Raw genomic sequence first — 18,010 nt, 5'->3', positions numbered from 1 at the left:
GCCAGTAATTTATGTAAGAATGTATAGATACAGTATAAAAAAATGATTAAGATTAAATATACATATACAAGCGAACACTCTCTAATTGAGTTTAATATGAGATCATATATTAAACTGGCGCAGATAATAACCGTGAGAATATTAACTATACAACCAGACATTTGTATCACATTGTATCACCACGCGATACATTTAAAATAAAAACCAATAAAATAACAATATAAAAACAACTCAAATGTTACAAACATTAACATAGCCACTTCAAAACAATAATAATACTCATTTAAAACAGCGCATTTGATTTCTCATCAAAAAACCAATTGTTTCATAAAAGTATCACCTACGATCCATATCTAACCAAAACAACCAAATTATGATTCACTTGTATCTTTTTCGATTTTGTGTGGGGTTTTATTCTCTGGTATATTTCATAAAATTATTAATAGTGAATGAAATAAACTTTTTTATTCTTGCAGGCTGAAATTTGTCTTTATGGTAGAGGAGATAAAAGGGAGTGTCGGCGACTCGCCAATCTTCAAATACCGAAACTAATTCACCTTGACTAAGTTCTTCAGAGCAATACAGCTCGGGCAACCTCACGACACCATTGCCCGCTAAAGCACTGTGTTTCATTGCCCTGCCATTCTTACAGCGAAACACGCCATTGATATGTACATCAAGTTTATGCTCGCAATTATCGACATGATAAAAAGACCAGTTACTGACTGAACCGGTAATACATTGGTGTGATTTTAGTGACTTAGGATCTATCGGAAAACCACGGGATCTAAGATATTTAGGGGACGCTAAGGTCAAATTGGTAATATCCATTAGCTTACGAGCTACAAGCCCGGAATCCTCAAGCTGCCCCATACGAAAAACCAGATCAAACTGATCCACCAGCAAGTCGACCCGCTGACTACTAAAGTCCAGCTCTACTGAGACCCCTGGGTATTTAGCAATAAAGTCATTGACCAGGCTAGCCACAATCTCCTCGCCGAGAAAGCCACCCACACAGTTGATCTTGATGCTTCCCTGTAGATTTTGGGCATTGTCCACGGCAATCTCCACCGCCTGATCAATACTCTCTAAGGCAGATCGGCACCGGTTAAAGAAAGCCTCCCCCTGCTCGGTTAAACGTTGGGCTCTTGTCGTTCTGGTGATAAGTGTCACCCCGAGGCAAGATTCTAAATGAGTCAATTGCTTAGAGAGATGGGAGCGTGAGCAATTCAACACCTCGGCCGCCTTAGTAAAGCTTCCTTGCCCGGCAATCACAGTGAACGCCTTGATATCGGCTAGGTTTATCTCACTCTTATTCATACTCGATTCTCATATTTGGCTCTCACATTTGAGATACGGATAAGATTATGCCATTTGTAGTCTATAGGAAACAATCATGTTCTTTTTAAGGTATATATCAACAATAACGCTAACTCTATAATGCTTGCAACATGATTGAACAGCCAAATAACCAGCCGATTCAATCCCTCATTTAAGTAGATTAGAAGGTATAAACAGATGAAAGAACTTATCGTAATTACAGGTGCATCTTCAGGTATCGGCGCAGCAATGGCAAAGGCATTCAGTGCAAAGGGCCATCCACTACTTTTATTAGCTCGCCGCGTCGAGCCTATGCAAGCCCTAGAGTTAGAAAACAGTCTATGTATCAGCCTAGATGTAACCGATGGTGAAGCTATTAAGACCGCGATTGCTACTGCAGTTGAAAAGTTTGGCCCCGTTGGCGGCTTGATTAATAACGCCGGCGTCATGTTACTGGGTCAAGCCGACACTCAAGATCCAGCCGAGTGGAGCCGTATGCTCAACATCAATATTATGGGCGTACTCAACGGTATCCATGCCGTATTGGCCGATATGAAAGCACGAAAAACAGGGACTATTATCAACGTCAGCTCGGTCGCGGGTCGTAAAACCTTCCCTAATCATGCTGCATACTGTGCCACTAAATTTGCGGTACACGCACTGACCGAAAACATTCGTGAAGAAGTGGCCATGGATGATGTGCGCCTTGTCACTATAGCGCCAGGGGCCGTAGAAACTGAGCTACTGTCACATACCACCAGCGATGAAATAAAAGCCGGCTATGCAGATTGGAAAGAGGATATGGGGGGGGTGATCGCACCTGAAACTATCGCCGATGCAGCCCTGTTTGCTTACGAGCAACCTCAAAGCGTCTGTGTGCGTGAAATCGTATTAGCAGCGACTCGTCAACAACCATAACAAGGGAAGAGTCCCATCAAACTCTAATCCGGTATCATCCATGATACCGATTCGCGTTAAGCTTATTTGGGTATGAACTAAAACAGTTAAAATGTTGGTGGAAGCTCGCGTAGCAGGGAGAATCCTTGCTTCATGTGACTGCCGGTAACGACAAAACCAATCATTTGCTGCTCTTCATCGAAGGCTCTGGCCGTCATCCCCTCCTTGCTTGCGCTCACCTGCCAGTTAGCATCGGCGTTGGCGGTGTTACCACTTAACTGCATGGGGAGACGCGGGGTCTTAACCTTGACCATCATAGGCGGCAGCGCCACATTGCTGGCCTGACCGAGTAAGGTTTTTGCCAGCGCATTGGCACTCAGCAGTATCGGCTGCAGAAAAGCCAACACGTTGCCGTCAATTTCGGCGCAGTCCCCCAGCGCGAAGATATGGGGATCCGACGTTCGCAATTGACGATCCACCACTATGCCACGATTAGTTTGCAGGCCTGCCTCGGCCGCCAGGCGGATATTGGGCCTCAGGCCCACAGCGCACACCACGGTATCCACTCGATAGTCTTGACCGTTTTCCAGGCTGATAGCGATAGATTCTTCTGCCTGTCGCAGACTTTTAACTTGGGTGCCCAGTTCTATCGTCACCCCTTGATTGCCCAAGGACTGATATAGTTGTGCGGAGACAAAATCGGGCAACAGACTCGGCAATAGAGCCTCAGCCCTGTCGGTCAATATCACCTGTTTATCCGTGCTGGCCAAATCCATTGCTATCTCGGTACCAATAAGGCCTGCGCCTATCACCAGCACAGATTTAGCCTCTTTGAGCTCGGACTGAGAGGCCGCATAATCCTCCAAGCCATTTAGGGTAATGATTCGACCCACCGCGTCCCCCTGAAAGGGGGGCACAAAAGCTCTGGCTCCGGTTGCCAAAATCAGTTGCTGATAGGCAATCGACTCTCCATTACAGCGCAGCGTTTTTTTCGTCGCATCTATGCTCTCTACCCTGCTATGACTCAACAGGGTAATACCATAGGTATTGGCAAACTCATCGGCGCTCATCTTAATCAGATCTTTAGCTGACTGCGCCTTAGTGAACACATGACTTAGATCAGGTTTGGCATAATCATCACCACCGTTGGCGGTGATCACTGTGATCGCCTGCTCTGTATCTTGCCTGCGTAGAGTCTTCACCAACTGATAGGCGGCAAAACCACTGCCTATTATCACTATGGGCAGGCTCATGCCGCCACCTCTTTGGCGAGGGGTTCAAACACAGTCTTACCTAAACTACAGTCGGGACAGAGAAAATAGTCCGGTACATCTTGCCACTCAGTGCCTGGGGCGACATCTTGGTTGGGTTCTCCCAATACCGGATCGTAGACCCACTGACACACAGTGCATACCAGGCTCTGCCCCGCAAAATCTGTAGTACTGACGTTGGCCACTTCGGCTTGGTTGGGTGATTCTGCAGGCTGCTTGGCAGGCATCACAGGATCATTTACTGCCGGCGTGTCTCGCTTGGTATCTCGCCCTTGTAGGGGATGTAAAGCCCACTGACGCGCCACCTCTTTACCATGTTCACGACATGCCAGCAGTGCCTTGCCATCGGGTTTCCATTTAGTCTTTAATCCCAGAACGATTTCAAAGCCGGCATCGGTCAGACGGGTATGGATACGGTCTACCGCACCACCGTTCCAACCGAAGCTGCCGAAGGCGCCGGCCTTCTTGTTCTTAAAGCGCAGACCTGTGATTTCTTCCAACATACCGGCCACCTTGGGCATCATCACATTGTTCATAGTCGATGAGCCGACAAGCACGCCCTTAGATCTAAACAAGCTAGTCAAAATCTCGTTCTTATCGTGGCGGGAGACGTTGAAAATTTTCACCGCAACCTGGGGATCGACCTCATAGATCCCTTGAGCTATGGCATCTGCCATCATGCGAGTATTGTTAGACATAGAATCATAGAAGATAGTAATTCGGTCTTCCTGGTATTGATCAGCCCACTCCAGATATTTATGAATAATCTGCGTCGCATCCTCACGCCACACCACGCCGTGGGCGGTTGCAATCATATCGACGGGTAGGTTGAAGCTAAGTACTTCATGGATCTTCGCGGTCACCAAGGGACTGAATGGGGTGAGGATGTTGGCGTAATAACGCAGACATTGATCCATCAGCTCAGTCTGATCGACCTCATCGTTAAACAGGCGCTCGTCACAATAATGCTGACCGAAAGCATCGTTACTGAACAGCACGGCATCCCCCGTCATATAAGTCATCATGCTATCGGGCCAATGCAGCATAGGGGTCTCGATGAAGATCAATTGTTTGCCGTTGCCCAGATCCAAACTGTCGCCAGTTTTAATGGTATGGAAATTCCACTCGGGGTGATGATGATGCCCAGTGATAGAGTCGATGGCATTTTCGGTACAGTAAATAGGCGTGCCGGGAATTTTAGCCAACAATACCGCCAAGGCACCGGCGTGATCTTCTTCGGCGTGATTAATGACAATGTAATCGATCTGCTTCAGATCGATCTCCAGCTCTAAGTTTTGCACGAACTCATGACTGAATTTATGATCGACGGTATCGATCAATACTGTTTTCTCCTCTCGGATCAGATAACTATTATAGCTGGTGCCCTTTTCTGTCTTGTACTCGGTACCATGAAAATCTCGTACTTCCCAATCGCGTTGACCAACCCATTGAATATTGTTCTTGACCTTAATTGCCATGATGAAACCTCAAATATACTTAAATTATTAAACTTACATGGCCTATTGCACAAGCCGAGCCAGTTTCGTAACCAACTATATTTAAAGTATTTTATAGATTTACCACTCGCAACAAGTGTCACAATGACACAAGTCAAAACTGTCAAAACGACAATCGAGTGTCAAATAGACAATCCCATTTGGCCGAGCAATGTCAAAAGCAACAGAGACAGCCAAATCATTTACTTGGCTGTTCCATGCCATAAGTCTTGATTAGCCAATAGAGATAAATACCCATTTAGATACAGTTCGCCTCAGTTTATGGTCAACTTGTCCCACCCCAATGTTACAAATAGCCATAATTGCTCCCTGAGAGCCTAAAATTCAGGTGTGAGAATTGGCACTATAATTGTATTCATATCTAGTAGAAATCAGGGTTTTATCTTCTCACGGCAAGCTATATGACATGCAAAAGCACATTTCTTAACAGATGTGATCGATACTCAGGTGAGCTCAGCGGAGCCTTCGCCGACTTAGGGACGTTTCTACCACTCGTTTTAGGCCTTATCGCCCTTAACCATTTCTCTCCTCAGGGGATCTTTATGGGCTTCGGGGTGTTTGCGCTATTTACCGCTTTTTACTACAGGCGTCCTATCCCGGTACAGCCAATGAAAGTGATCGCCGCCTTGGTTATCGCCCAAGGCCTGACGCCGGGAATGCTGCAAGCCAGCGGCATGATGATGGGCGTCATACTCCTGCTACTCGCTTTTAGCGGGGCGATTAGCTGGATGGCGAAGCAGCTCTCTCCCGCTATCAGTATCGGCATACAGCTCGCCATTGGTTTACAACTTATCTGGATGGGCGGACAGATGATGGGTGAAACCTGGTTTATTGGCATAACCGCTTTCATCGTCCTGTTTGCCAGCCGATTCCTACCGATGCGTTATCTGGCAATGCCTCTGGTGTTAGCATCGGGCATGTTATGGCAGTACACGAGTGGTCTGGCACCTAGCTTTAATTTAAGTATCGACACTAGTTGGCAGCTAAGCTGGCCTAACATTCACGAGTGGACCTCGGCCGCGGGTCTGCTGGTACTGCCCCAGCTAGCACTCACCCTGACTAACGCGGTGATCGCCACCTCGGCCATGGCGAAAGATAAGTTTCCATCGGATACCGTCAATGGCAATGAGAACTTCACCCCGAAACGCTTAGCCACCAGCTCAGGCTTAATGAACCTCATCCTTGCCCCTTTCGGTGCAACCGCCATGTGTCACGGTGCCGGCGGCTTAGCAGTTCAGCACCACTTCGGTGCCAGAACCTGGATAGCCCCCACGATATTTGGCAGTACTTGCCTACTTATCGCCCTCACTTGGGGAGAAGGCATCGCCGCTATGTTATCGCTGATCCCGCTAGCCTTACTAGGCAGCCTACTCGCCATAGCGGGCCTACAACTCGCCTGGTCGAAGCGGTTTATCGATGGCAGACCCTTCTGTATCTTCGTTATCCTCTCGACGGCCGCCATCTGCCTGCTGGTGAATACCGCAGCAGGATTAGCAGCTGGGTTTATCTTGGAGACGGCTCGTCGACAATGGAGGCTGGTCTCAGATTTGAGACATTAAAATTTTATTTTTTGCTTTGGCCTTAAATTGCCATCATATGGGGATTTGGAGGTCTTACCTTCATGGCTAATTTAGATTTTGGTAATCGGGAGATAATGTTGAAGGTCGAACTTTCGTAGCTATCTATAGCCTGCGACACGGTGAATTTGGCGTAGCCATATTTATCTGGATAATCTATCTTCGAATTAGTCTTACTTTAACTGTCTAGACTTGTTCAGCATCATCATCCAGGTGACGTACCCGTATAGAATACCTCCTAGTGGGAAGGCTATCAGTGACGTAATAAAGCCATCAAAGAAGCTCTTATCACTGGTCAGTGACATGATAATCTGCACAATAAAAGCAGTTGTCACTCCCCAGCCCAGCACACCACGAAGTACGATAAACCTAAGCATCCCTTTCCCTATAATCTCTTGATGACTACTCATCACTCATCCTTGTTTTTGAAATACCCAAGCACTGTAACACAAAATAATTTAGCGGCTATATTTACCATGATTGCCACCGAAAGGGTGACTAGCTGTGACCCTTTGTTTCATATTTAGCCATTACCTAGCGCAGCCACTGGATGAGCTCGCTAGCACTTTTTAAAGCATACTGCCTTTTAATCAGGCTACCAGATGGATCAAAGAGTAAAAGCTCCGCTGGTCTAGCGCGGTGTTTAGCGATCAGTTGGTCGCCCTCAGGGCTGCCCACTTGAGCGACGAGAAAGAACACTTGATCGTCAAGATGATCACTAAGATAGTCGCGAGCTTCATTCATTTGTTCTGTCTGACTGCCACTCACTGTAAGACTGGGATTATAGACAAACACTAGAGCAGGCTTGCCTGTGCCTATTTGCTCATGTGTCGCCTTAAAACCTTTAGGCATCGCCATTAACAACAGCCAAATAATGATCACTATGGATGTGATGACACCGATAGAAACCCAAGGCATACGGCGAGTCGACTCAGACTTAGCTTTAGGCTTAGACATAGATTTATCCTTGATAACAAAACCCTCTTTTAACAGCTGACTTTTTTTGAAAGAAACAACAAAGTAATCCATTGTAATAAACGTATCTGAGCCAGAGATTAAAAATACCTAAGAGTTCAGGGTTTGAACTTGTCAGATAATAAATTTGAAGTATCTTTTAGGTGGATTTCATTTAGCCAAATTTCAAAAAAATTATCACTTCGACTTGGCTATATAAGATGAAACAAGCTCATTAACTACAGCCCTTCATTCCTCTTTAAACATATTCCATGCCTAAGGGATAATTCATAATCCATGCATCTTTAGTATGCAGAAGCAATACTTCACTCACCGTATAAGTAGAATATCAATACATCTTCGCCCGCAGGCCTTGGACAATTAACGTTAAAAATAAGCGAAATACCCGTAATCTAAAATACAAAATAAGCCCAAATCTCAAATCTGGTCTTCACCGATTCGAGTGAATCAAAACCTAAACAGCTAGTGCAAAATGATAACCACCAGTTCACTCCACTTCAGTCAACAAGATTACCCTGTAGAAACAATACCCTCCTTTGATTGAGGGAGAATACCTTTAGGTTTGTAGTGGGGCTCATGATTACTCCAGATTGTATATTTTCCTGCATTGAGCCGCTCTTCTCTTAATAGATTAGAGCGTTTCCTTTTCAGCTTTCCTCACTTAATTCATCGAGCCTTAGCCCAAATGATGAATGACTCGTCTTCTTTATACATAACTACAAAGAGAAATTAATTGAATATCAAATCTGTCGCGTGTGTTGTCGCGCTTATGAGTGTGACCAACTTAGCCTTAGCATATGATGGCAATGGCACTAACCAGTCTTTCAGCAAAGCTAAGAAGATGCTTGAACGTCAGGTTTATCAAGACCACAGAGAAACCATCTATTGTGGTGCAAGTTTCAATACCAAGAAGAAAATCTCCCCGCCCCAAGGCTTCACCACCTCAAAGCATATCAAACGAGCTAAAAGAGTTGAGTGGGAACACATAGTGCCAGCTGAAAATTTTGGTCGTGCTTACAGTGAATGGCGCGATGGCAATACCCTGTGTGTCGATAGTAAGGGGAAATCATTCAAAGGCCGTAAATGTGCGGAGAAAGTGAATAGCCAATATAGATATATGCAAGCCGACATGTTCAACCTGTTCCCAGCCATAGGCGCAGTGAATGCCATGCGTTCAAATTACAACTTTACCCTACTGCCAAGTGTTGTAAGTGAATTTGGATCATGCCAGATGAAGATAGACAACAGAAAATCAGAGCCTCCGGTGAGTGCAAGAGGCCGCATTGCCAGAACCTATATGTATATGGATACTACTTATCCTAAATACGCCATGAGTAAACAGCAAAGACAACTGATGAATTCCTGGGATAAAACCTATCCCGTCAGTAGATGGGAATGTGAGCGGGTAAAGCGTATTCAAACCCTACAGAAGAATCAAAACCCAATTACCCAAAGCCGCTGCGAAGCAGCAGGCCTTTGGAGTAAATGAAAGAAAGTGAGGAGGAAGAGACATGAGTGTTTATTATGCCTTTGAGTACCCCCATGGCAATGTAATCAAAGTGGGTGAGCCGAATCCTGTCACTGGTGATAGAAACATTAAGGGACAGCTATTTGCTTTCTCAAATAAAGGGAAACGGACAAATTTTATCAGCTCTGACGCTTCTTATCGTCGAGTTCCGATGACTCATAAAAATATCAGATATGTACATTTAGGCATGTCAATCAAGACATACAAACATATGCTTACCAACATAGAAGTATTGTAGATCTAGAAAATATAAAAAGAGACCAAAGCTTGGAGGCTAGCACCTAGTGGGAGTCATTATGTCTAGATAACAATGAATTATCACTTCAAACATCACCCTCCAATGCCTATAGCCCAACGAACAAAAAAGCCCAGACATTACATCTGGGCTTCGATGTCCATCATCAAGCTATAAGCTAACAATGAACTAACACCATAAGCGGCACATTAGCGCCCACCTAATAGATGTAACTTTGTCCTGCGTAGATAATAAAATGTCTTAGTGCCAACACGCCAGTCAAGCCACTACAGGCCACCATAATCATTGCAGTTTTGGTGTGGCGGCTAGATGCTGGCATCAGCATCGATAGCAGGGGAATACCAAAGCCAATACCTACCACGCCTATCCAAAACACACTAGCCCACACACCAGTTGTGAGCGATGCTAACGCTAGTGCTGCTGCGCCACCTTTGAAGTAGAGCGCGCAAAACAGCATAAACAGGAACATCATCTCGATTGCCATCACTGGTAGCTCTAATCTATGCATCTTACTGAGCTCTTTATCGTGACTATCGACATTGAACATCAGCAGTGCCACAACTAAGTTGGCTGCAGCCCCCGCTGACAGACCAGAAACCAGGAAGAGTGCAGGCAGTACGGCCGTGTTAAGCATGGGATAAGCGTTCATTGCCGAGATAAGGAAACCAGTATAAGCGCCGACTCCGATAGCTAAGATAAACAACAATACCTCAATCGCCTTTCTAAATGGCATTAGCACCTGAGCCACTGGCAGTAGGAAACCCAATTTCCACCTAGGTAGCTCATCACGCAGCACAATTAAGGCATATGCAATACCCAAGGGTGAGTAAGCTAACAGGGCTAGCACGCCCAACGCCATCACCGACTCGAAGTTGTAGTTAATCAAGATCAACCAAAAATGAAACGGTTTGGTCAAATCGAATACCAGACAGGCTAAACCTAAACTGATCGCAATCGGACTGATGATTGCGGCCGCCTTTAAAATAGCGCTCTCTTTGGTACTTTTTCTATCGTCTTCACTGCGATACCAGCGCAGTCCAATACCAATTAAGATACTGCCGGCAGATAAGCCTGCCATAAACAGATAAATTGCGATGATCCAATTCCAGGTAACCGGATCATATTGCGCCATATCGCCCCAGATATTGTTCATGACTGGATCCCCCCTCTCTTAGTCGGAATACGATAGAGTCTCGGTTTTGTGCCAAGGTGTGTCTTATCTTGGTAGCTAGGTTTAGTGTTAAGTATTTTGACAACTTCGCTGCTAGGATCGTTGGCATCGCCGAAGATCAAGGCATCGGTTGGACAAGCTGTCACACAGGCAGGTAGCTCACCTTTAGCGAGGCGGGTCTCCTTACAGAAGTTGCACTTATCGGCGACTTTAGTCTCCGGGTTCATAAAACGAACCTTGTAAGGGCAAGCTGCAACACAGTACATACAGCCAACGCATTTTTCGGCCTTGATTGAGACTAGGCCGTCTTCGCCAACATAGGCCGCACCCGTCGGGCAGACCCTGACGCAAGGTGCATCTTCACACTGCTGACAAGAGACACGGTTGTACTTGAAGTGTAGATTGGGCGCATCACCAAATGGCCCCTCTACTCTGACTTGAAGTCGGGTCACCTCATCTGGGGTGCCATTTTCACTGCGACAAGCTATGTTACAAGCCTGGCAGCCGATACACTTATTTTCGTCATGTATCATTATGAGTCGCTTAGACATTTTTTTACTCCTACTAAATCTTCGCAAGCTTGACGCCAGTGGTGTGAATATTCATGCCACAAACCGGGGCTGTCTTATGTGGTAACAAGTTACCGCAATGCACCCCTTTACCTGTTGCGCGTACCAGCTCTTTATTTTTAGAACCAAAGCCCATGTAAGCAAATACCGTATCTTGACGAATACCGGGAGTGACTAAGGCCGTCCCCTCTTCGCTACCAACGCTACTGGTGATACGTATCGCATCACCAGCACTGATCCCCAGCTTTCCTGCCGTTAGCGGGTGCACCCAAATGGCGTTATCGGACATCAAGTTCGCCAGCATAGGAACATTGTGGGTTGCGCCATTGGTATGAATGGCCACCTTGCCTTGAATAAAGTAGAGCTCGTCGTCTTGCTTAAGATCCACCTCACGGTATTTGATCACACCACGACCAGGTGCCATGCCCTCAACTTTTTTCGAGCTCAGCTCAATCTTACCGCTTGGAGTCTTGAACTTAAGTTGACTGCCATAGGTGCCATCTTCATCCACCGGCTTAGCATTGCTATAGGTTTGGGCAAAGGCGCTGACCATCTCAGGCTCTCTGAGCATTAATGGCTTACCGTAACTCACATAACCTTGCTCTTTGATACGCCTAAGCTCGCTGGTGTCACGATTAAGCTGCAACATTTGCAAGGTTTCCATGCTCTGCCAGGGGAAGAACTGACCTAGCCCCATCTGTTCACCAAGCTCTTTGAAAATCTGCCAGCTCGGCTTAGTCTGACCTATGGTCTCAACCACACGTTGACGCACATAGTAAGCAGGGTTCTTGCCAGACTTATCGGCTATCTCCTCGTCGCGTTCAAGGTAGGTCGATTCGGGAAGGATAATGTCGGCGTATGCGGCAGTCTCACTGATATAGACATCACAGCACACCACCAAGTCGAGTTTCTTTAGGGTTTCAACTACACGCGCTCTATCTGTCATGGTCTGCATCGGGTTAGTACGGCTCATCACCCAAGCTTTTAACTGGTAGGGTTTAGCCTCTAATGTGGCATCCAAAATCGTCTGATATATTCCACCCGATGACCACATCATGGCGTATTGCTCATCAACCTGATCGATACGCTTAGCCGTTGGCTTTGGCATGCCCTCTACACCAGGTTTTCCCAAAATTGGAGCAACCGTTTCACCGGCAAACTTATTATAGGTTTTAGCTTTTTTCCCCAGATATAAACCGCCTTTTCGCTCGATGTTGCCGATCAATACATTAGCGGCAAACAAGGCGCGGCGCATATCGAATTCTTCGGTAGTAAAGGTGGCTCGGTGACCAAAATCGACCACAGCATGGGGCGCATGGGAGGCATATTCATGGGCGATACGGCGAATGTCGGCGGCGGGGACATCACTAATGGCTGCGGCCCACTCGGGCGTGTACGCCTTAACCTCTTTAGCAAATTCATCGAAGCCTTCAACATAACGCTCGATAAACTCCTTGTCATAAAGGCCATCTTCAATCAATACATGACACAGGGCTAAGGCTACACTGACATCGGTACCGGGCTTAATCGCAAACCACTCATCGGCCTTATCGGCAACGATTGAGAAACGAGGCTCAAAAACCACTAATTTGGTGCCCTTCTCCATCTGCGCATCCATCATGGCGCGAGTTTCGGACATATTGATCCCTTCATAGAGGTTATGGCCGAAGTTGATAATATATTTAGAGTTACCCAAGTCTCGCTTAACCTTAGTGCCGAACATGGCTTTAGCCGCGACAACATAGCCACCGGGACAGGTGGAAGCGTGAGTAAAATGATTAGGCGAGCCGAAAGCTTTACCTAAGTGGAACAGGTGACCCGACAGTGAGCCCGATTTTGATGAAAAAGCAACGGACTCCGCACCATGATCACGCTTAATTTCATTCAATTTTTTAGCTATGGTCTGATAGGCTTCATCCCAGCTTATCTCGGCCCATTTTCCTTCGCCGCGCTCACCAACACGTTTGAGAGGGCTAACGATACGCTGAGGATCATAGAGTAAGCTATGGCCTGCGCCGCCTCTGGCACACACCTTTCCACCGAAAGGTTTAGCCGCCTTGTTACCTGTAATAAAAACATTCTTACCGTTAACGACTCGCGCCGAAATAGGACAACGAGTCGAGCACATCTCACAGATACTCGCGACCTCTTTGCCAACTCCTTTAAGTGGTGCACTTTCCAGAGCAGCCAAAGTTCCTGGCAGCATAGTCGCCAAGGCACAGGATGCACCTCCCGCCCCAGCTCCCTTAATAAAATTACGCCTATCAAGCTTAATCATGGTTTTCTCCTTCACCTGCTCTGCAGATGAAACACTCACTAATCACAGTATTTATCCCCTCTTTACCCGGGGCTTAGGACCATTATTAATCCATAATAGAAGTAAGGGTATTGTGGTAAACCACATAGGCGGAATGAATGAGATCCGACGCAGGTGTATTTGGCGAAGCAAGTAAGAAAGTGTGAGTTATCGTCGGGCAGATTCTTGTGGGGAAGCACGAGCAGAAACTTTTAGAGTATGAAAATAGAGAACTAGCATATTATGAAGGGACCACATGGCCCCTTTATCTATCTGTATTTAGCCATGTTATTCCGACTTACGGCCAAAATGAACCTTGTTTATTTCAGAATACTGTAGCAGATTCAACACCACCAAGGGACGTATCTCAGCCATCGCGACCGACACCCCAGCCCAACCATCCTCATCCATACCGAGCACGATATAAGTCGTACCATTATCAATATTAAAATCACTCACCTCACCGGCAACAACAAACCCGTCAGTTAGCATGGTTTGTGCAACCCTTTGAGCCAGGGCCTTAGCTTCTACCTCTTGAACTAAAACTTGATGAGTCAAGGTAATAAGGAAAGCCATTCGCCTTATTAAGCACTAAAGCATACTTGTCATTTGCATGGGCAATATAATCTGAAAAATTGATATGTTTCTGAACATCACACTGGCCGCTGTACTGGTCGAGCAAACGAAAAGCGATTAATATCTCCCTGTGAAAGCTATCTAACTCCTTAGTTATTTGCAGCCTTTTCCCTTGAAAACTTGCTAACCCGTAGCCAGCTAAAAACACTAATATTAACAGTACAACTAAAAGTCGCCCCTTAGAAAAGCTCCGTTTCAAACCCATATTTATTCCTTTATTTCTCTGGGTAGCATGATGGTCACTACGCAACCTTGCTCCCATGGCGACCCCTTATGCCGACTATTATTTTCTATTGTAAACTCACCTTTATGTTGATTGATAACATCTTTACAGATGGCGAGTCCTAGGCCTAGTCCATCATCTTTAGTGGAGCAGAATGATGCCATCAGTTCACTTGCTTCACCTTGTAAGCCCGGACCATTATCTATCACTCGCAGGCTAATTTTAGTTTCCTCAAAGTCGAGTAGAACACAGATCTGTTTATCCACTCTGTTTATATCACTCATTGCATCTAGGCTGTTCTTGATAACATTGACTAAAACCTGGCTTAGTCCCACCTCATCACCTTTAATCGGGTACACTGAGCCAGATGTTTCCTGAGTTAGCGTCATACTCTGGCTATCAAATTCACGCCGAAAAAGAACCAAGGAGTTATTAACTACGTCAATTAAATTAAGGGCTTCGGCATGAGTCTTACGCCGCTTCAACAGGCTTCTCATTCTGTGCACCACGGCGCCAGCTCGAATAGACTGAGCATTTACCTTAGCCAGTAATTCATAGAGCTCAGAGTCCCCATCGCCTCTACTGTTCAGCCACATCATTCCGCCTTCACTATACTGAGTGATTGCCGCTATTGGCTGATTAAGTTCATGGGCGAGACCCGAGCCAATCTCACCCAAAATAGCGGCACTTTGCATGCGCTCCACTTGTAAGGCTTTATCTTTTAACTGTCGCTCGGTCTCTACCAGGTATTCACTCTTCTCTCTGAATTTATACTCGAGCCAAAGGTGATAGATGGTAGACACGATAAACAGCAGTAATAGGGAAATCCCCCACTCCTTGTTACGCTCCATCCACTTCAAAACTGTTTCATGTAACGGTGGAGGTGGCAGCTTTAGTTGCAACTCTTTAAATAGCTGTATCACTTTGAACTGGCTAATTGGCGCCGTCCAACCTGAGTTTTTTGCCGTAATGGCTGCGATATGGTCTGCGGGAAGATCATAGAGCGCCTGAGCAATCTCTTGGGTGATCTTCGGCGAAACCGTATCGGCAGAAGCAAAAGACCAATTAGGATATAACTGAGTACTCACAAGACAATCACAGCCCTCAGGTTTAGTCGGGTGGATCACCCTGAAGTCAGCCTTATTAACCATGCCCTCATCAATCATCTCTTCGAGAGTACAAAATGGTGTGATTGCAGCATCAACGGTTCTGTCCCTGACCTGATAAACGATGGGCTCTAAAGGAAACCCTAAGAAACGCATAGAGCCAAAAAAACTTTCGGGGGGGTAGCCCATTTTATGAAATAGGCCAATAGCCGCCTGATATCCTCCCAAGGCTTGAGGATCGCTGGCAACTATGTGCTTGCCTTGCAGATCTTTGAGGGTATATATCTGACTATCGGCTCGCACAATAATGGTTGAGCCGATAGCAAAAGTGGTTTGTTGATGCTTGACACTCTTCATCGTCGCCAGCCATGAAAGCGGAAAGTGTCCACTAAGGTTCAGGTATTGACCTGGATTGGTCACGATAAATTGGATCTCATGACTCAGTAACTGACGACTCATCTCATCAAAGTCGACGGGCACGACCTCGAAGCGAGTGCCAGAAACCTGTTCACTTAAATAATCCATGGTCTCCAGCCAACGCTCCACCCCTTTCTGCACGCCATGATTAGCGAGCACACCTACCTTAAAAACCTCTATATACTCCCCTGCATGAGTGGGCGGCACTTCCTCTTGAGCAGCAATGGAAAAACAAACAAGGGAGAGACAAAAAATAGCAAAACGGATCGACAGGAGCATTTATAAGAGTCCAACAGTGATTCTCCAGCAAAGATAATCCAAAGCCATAAGGATTAATGAGATGCGGACTCAAATATTCACAGCTTAAAACGTGTTTTAGTGATCTCCCTCCTAAACTGGCATGGAACAATTGAGACAAGCACGTCATAGGGCTAACCTAAAGCCTATCCTCACAATAGAGAATCAGGCTCCTAGTGATGACGCAAAATAATCTCTCTCTTCCAATTTACCTAGTAGATGACGATACTGCGATCTTAGATTCCCTGAGCTTTATGCTTTGCCAGTTCAATTACAAGGTAACGGGGTTTAGCAGCGGCACTCAATTTCTTAAAGAGGTCGAGCTGGAACAAGCAGGCTGCGTTATTCTTGATAGCCGAATGCCTGAAATTACCGGGCAGGAAGTACAAAGAAAATTACTAGAAGTAGACAGTCCACTGGGAATCATTTTTCTCACTGGGCATGGTGACATGCCCATGGCCGTGGATGCATTTCGCAAGGGAGCTTGTGATTTTTTTCAGAAACCCGTACCAGGTACAGCCTTAGCCGAGGCCATCAATAAAGCATTTACCTACAGCCAGCGTACCTTCAACGAACAAGCTCTGAAGCAAAAAATGATGACGCTCTCCCCAAGAGAGCACCAAGTGCTGTACTTACTGACTCAAGGAAAAACCAACAAGCAGATCTCAGAAAAGCTATTTTTATCCTTACGTACCATAGAAGTACATCGCGCTAAGATGATGAAGAAGCTTGCGGTGCACAACATTGCCGAGCTGGTAAATGCGACTCAGCAAGCTCCTCCACTTTAAGCATTCACTTGATATTCGGGATAATCGATATAACCTTCTGCGCCGCCGCCAAACAGAGGGCCCTTATCGAAATCAGCCAACGGCAGTTGGTTAGACAAACGGTAAGGCAAGTCTGGATTGGCGATAAATGAACGGCCAAATGCAATAAGGTCGGCATAACCTTTTTCAATTACTGCGCTGGCACGCTCAACATCATAACGGCCCGCCACAATAATAGTGCCATTGAAAACTTGTCTTAGCTTGATACGAAAGCTCTCAGGGATCTGTGGTGCATCGTCCCAGTCCGCTTCAGAAAGATGTACATAAGCAATCCCCTGCTGACCTAGGGACTCTGCTGCCAATAAAATGGTTTCTACAATTTCCGGGCAACCCATATCTTTAAAGGTCACAAACGGGGCCAATCTAACACCCACTTTGTCAGAGCCGATCTTTGCACTGACGGCGCGAACAATATCCAGTAAAAACTGAATACGCTTTAAGGGCGAACCACCATATTCATCTGCTCTCTTGTTAGAGTTGGTTCGTAAAAACTGATCGATGAGATAACCATTTCCAGCGTGAATCTCTACCCCGTCGAAGCCTGCATCTATGGCCTTAGCCGCGCTATCGGCAAAGTCATTAACAACCCTATCTATATCTGATTGAGTCATCTCTCTAGGGGTCTGACAATCGATCATCTGTCCTTGAGGATGGGCTTCATCGACAATCCAGACCTGAGTATCCGTTGGCTTAATCGCCGATGGGGCTATCGGTGCCAGTCCCTGCTGAAAAACAGGATGAGACACCCGACCCACATGCCATAGTTGATTGAAAATGGTACCTCCCGCCTGATGCACCGCAGAAGTAACCTTGCGCCAACCTTGGATCTGTTCATGGGTATAGACTCCAGGCGTGAATGAATAGCCCTGGCTATCATCAGAGATCTGAGTTGCCTCTGTGATGATTAAGCCAGCCGAAGCTCGCTGGGCATAATATTCAGCCATCATCTCATTGGGTATATTGCCAGGCTGAGTGGTCCTCGAGCGCGTCATAGGTGCCATCACCATACGATTTCCCAAATCGAACCGACCATTTGAGTAGGGAGTAAATAGCTTCATGATAAAACCTTATGCTGAGTAAAAGTGGGCAGATTTCAGGGAGAAACTCTCAACCTGAAAAACTTAGGC

15 protein-coding genes are annotated in these 18,010 nt (G+C 46.1%); 4 read left to right on the top strand and 11 right to left on the bottom strand.

Annotation, left to right across the window (positions count from 1 at the left end; translation table 11 throughout):
* Positions 1 to 411: 411 nt before the first annotated feature.
* Complete coding sequence (locus FS373_RS27010) at positions 412 to 1,320, bottom strand: LysR family transcriptional regulator (RefSeq protein ID WP_144048131.1); 909 nt, start codon at positions 1,318 to 1,320, stop codon at positions 412 to 414.
* A gap of 198 nt (positions 1,321 to 1,518) precedes the next feature.
* Between FS373_RS27010 and FS373_RS27005 the strand changes: the two genes are divergently transcribed.
* A complete protein-coding gene (locus FS373_RS27005; protein WP_152830999.1) occupies positions 1,519 to 2,238 on the top strand; it encodes an SDR family oxidoreductase in 720 nt (239 codons plus the stop codon).
* Positions 2,239 to 2,324: 86 nt separating this feature from the next.
* On the opposite strand, the gene norW is transcribed toward FS373_RS27005, so the two are convergent.
* Together norW and norV are read right to left on the bottom strand one after the other, a co-directional pair.
* Complete coding sequence (norW, locus tag FS373_RS27000; protein WP_152830998.1) at positions 2,325 to 3,470, bottom strand: NADH:flavorubredoxin reductase NorW; 1,146 nt, start codon at positions 3,468 to 3,470, stop codon at positions 2,325 to 2,327.
* Positions 3,467 to 4,966, bottom strand: a complete 1,500-nt coding sequence (gene norV / locus FS373_RS26995; protein ID WP_144048132.1) for an anaerobic nitric oxide reductase flavorubredoxin — start codon at positions 4,964 to 4,966, stop codon at positions 3,467 to 3,469. The genes norW and norV overlap by 4 nt, the downstream gene beginning before the upstream one ends.
* Positions 4,967 to 5,406: 440 nt before the next feature.
* On the opposite strand from norV, the gene FS373_RS26990 reads away from it, so the two are divergent.
* Positions 5,407 to 6,564: a putative sulfate/molybdate transporter gene (locus FS373_RS26990; RefSeq protein ID WP_144048133.1), complete on the top strand. Its 1,158-nt coding sequence runs from the start codon at positions 5,407 to 5,409 to the stop codon at positions 6,562 to 6,564.
* A gap of 191 nt (positions 6,565 to 6,755) precedes the next feature.
* Here FS373_RS26990 and FS373_RS26985 read toward each other — a convergent pair whose 3' ends face one another.
* Entirely contained in the window at positions 6,756 to 6,992 is a 237-nt protein-coding gene (locus FS373_RS26985; RefSeq protein WP_227993311.1) for a hypothetical protein, read from the bottom strand.
* A gap of 124 nt (positions 6,993 to 7,116) precedes the next feature.
* Positions 7,117 to 7,539, bottom strand: coding sequence for a hypothetical protein (locus tag FS373_RS26980; protein WP_152830997.1), 423 nt, complete (start codon positions 7,537 to 7,539; stop codon positions 7,117 to 7,119).
* Positions 7,540 to 8,326: 787 nt separating this feature from the next.
* Here FS373_RS26980 and FS373_RS26975 point away from each other — a divergent pair.
* The gene (locus FS373_RS26975; RefSeq protein ID WP_144049119.1) at positions 8,327 to 9,046 is read left to right on the top strand and encodes an endonuclease; all 720 of its coding nucleotides are present in this window, start codon (positions 8,327 to 8,329) and stop codon (positions 9,044 to 9,046) included.
* Positions 9,047 to 9,540: 494 nt separating this feature from the next.
* Here the strand turns inward: FS373_RS26975 and nrfD are convergent, their stop codons facing one another.
* From nrfD to FS373_RS26950, 5 genes are all read right to left on the bottom strand, one after another.
* Positions 9,541 to 10,494 (bottom strand): NrfD/PsrC family molybdoenzyme membrane anchor subunit, encoded by a 954-nt coding sequence (nrfD, locus tag FS373_RS26970; RefSeq protein ID WP_144048135.1) that lies wholly within the window; start codon positions 10,492 to 10,494, stop codon positions 9,541 to 9,543.
* A complete protein-coding gene (locus FS373_RS26965) occupies positions 10,491 to 11,063 on the bottom strand; it encodes a 4Fe-4S dicluster domain-containing protein (protein ID WP_152830996.1) in 573 nt (190 codons plus the stop codon). The genes nrfD and FS373_RS26965 overlap by 4 nt, the downstream gene beginning before the upstream one ends.
* Before the next feature lie 13 nt (positions 11,064 to 11,076).
* A complete protein-coding gene (gene phsA, locus FS373_RS26960) occupies positions 11,077 to 13,359 on the bottom strand; it encodes a thiosulfate reductase PhsA (protein WP_144048137.1) in 2,283 nt (760 codons plus the stop codon).
* A gap of 306 nt (positions 13,360 to 13,665) precedes the next feature.
* Complete coding sequence (locus tag FS373_RS26955; RefSeq protein WP_144048138.1) at positions 13,666 to 13,953, bottom strand: hypothetical protein; 288 nt, start codon at positions 13,951 to 13,953, stop codon at positions 13,666 to 13,668.
* 267 nt (positions 13,954 to 14,220) lie between these two features.
* A complete protein-coding gene (locus tag FS373_RS26950) occupies positions 14,221 to 16,038 on the bottom strand; it encodes a sensor histidine kinase (RefSeq protein ID WP_152830995.1) in 1,818 nt (605 codons plus the stop codon).
* 197 nt (positions 16,039 to 16,235) lie between these two features.
* Here FS373_RS26950 and FS373_RS26945 point away from each other — a divergent pair, with 197 nt between their 5' ends.
* Complete coding sequence (locus FS373_RS26945; RefSeq protein WP_152830994.1) at positions 16,236 to 16,844, top strand: response regulator transcription factor; 609 nt, start codon at positions 16,236 to 16,238, stop codon at positions 16,842 to 16,844.
* Here the strand turns inward: FS373_RS26945 and FS373_RS26940 are convergent.
* Complete coding sequence (locus FS373_RS26940) at positions 16,841 to 17,941, bottom strand: alkene reductase (protein ID WP_144048142.1); 1,101 nt, start codon at positions 17,939 to 17,941, stop codon at positions 16,841 to 16,843. The genes FS373_RS26945 and FS373_RS26940 overlap by 4 nt on opposite strands.
* Positions 17,942 to 18,010 lie beyond the last annotated feature (69 nt).

It is taken from the genome of Shewanella sp. YLB-07, assembly GCF_009377275.1.
Note: the sequence above shows the minus strand (reverse complement) of the source record. Positions and strands in the feature narration are given on the sequence as shown.

What these genes read in the sequence shown, in the direction of transcription:
- FS373_RS26965 (WP_152830996.1), bottom strand. Translation starts at nt 11,063, where the DNA reads ATGTCTAAGCGACTCATAATGATACATGACGAAAATAAGTGTATCGGC.
- FS373_RS26980 (WP_152830997.1), bottom strand. Translation starts at nt 7,539, where the DNA reads ATGTCTAAGCCTAAAGCTAAGTCTGAGTCGACTCGCCGTATGCCTTGG.
- FS373_RS26975 (WP_144049119.1), top strand. Translation starts at nt 8,327, where the DNA reads ATGAGTGTGACCAACTTAGCCTTAGCATATGATGGCAATGGCACTAAC.
- FS373_RS26940 (WP_144048142.1), bottom strand. Translation starts at nt 17,941, where the DNA reads ATGAAGCTATTTACTCCCTACTCAAATGGTCGGTTCGATTTGGGAAAT.
- phsA (WP_144048137.1), bottom strand. Translation starts at nt 13,359, where the DNA reads ATGATTAAGCTTGATAGGCGTAATTTTATTAAGGGAGCTGGGGCGGGA.
- FS373_RS26950 (WP_152830995.1), bottom strand. Translation starts at nt 16,038, where the DNA reads ATGCTCCTGTCGATCCGTTTTGCTATTTTTTGTCTCTCCCTTGTTTGT.
- FS373_RS26985 (WP_227993311.1), bottom strand. Translation starts at nt 6,992, where the DNA reads ATGAGTAGTCATCAAGAGATTATAGGGAAAGGGATGCTTAGGTTTATC.
- norV (WP_144048132.1), bottom strand. Translation starts at nt 4,966, where the DNA reads ATGGCAATTAAGGTCAAGAACAATATTCAATGGGTTGGTCAACGCGAT.
- FS373_RS27005 (WP_152830999.1), top strand. Translation starts at nt 1,519, where the DNA reads ATGAAAGAACTTATCGTAATTACAGGTGCATCTTCAGGTATCGGCGCA.
- norW (WP_152830998.1), bottom strand. Translation starts at nt 3,470, where the DNA reads ATGAGCCTGCCCATAGTGATAATAGGCAGTGGTTTTGCCGCCTATCAG.
- FS373_RS26945 (WP_152830994.1), top strand. Translation starts at nt 16,236, where the DNA reads ATGACGCAAAATAATCTCTCTCTTCCAATTTACCTAGTAGATGACGAT.
- FS373_RS26955 (WP_144048138.1), bottom strand. Translation starts at nt 13,953, where the DNA reads ATGGCTTTCCTTATTACCTTGACTCATCAAGTTTTAGTTCAAGAGGTA.
- FS373_RS26990 (WP_144048133.1), top strand. Translation starts at nt 5,407, where the DNA reads ATGACATGCAAAAGCACATTTCTTAACAGATGTGATCGATACTCAGGT.
- FS373_RS27010 (WP_144048131.1), bottom strand. Translation starts at nt 1,320, where the DNA reads ATGAATAAGAGTGAGATAAACCTAGCCGATATCAAGGCGTTCACTGTG.
- nrfD (WP_144048135.1), bottom strand. Translation starts at nt 10,494, where the DNA reads ATGAACAATATCTGGGGCGATATGGCGCAATATGATCCGGTTACCTGG.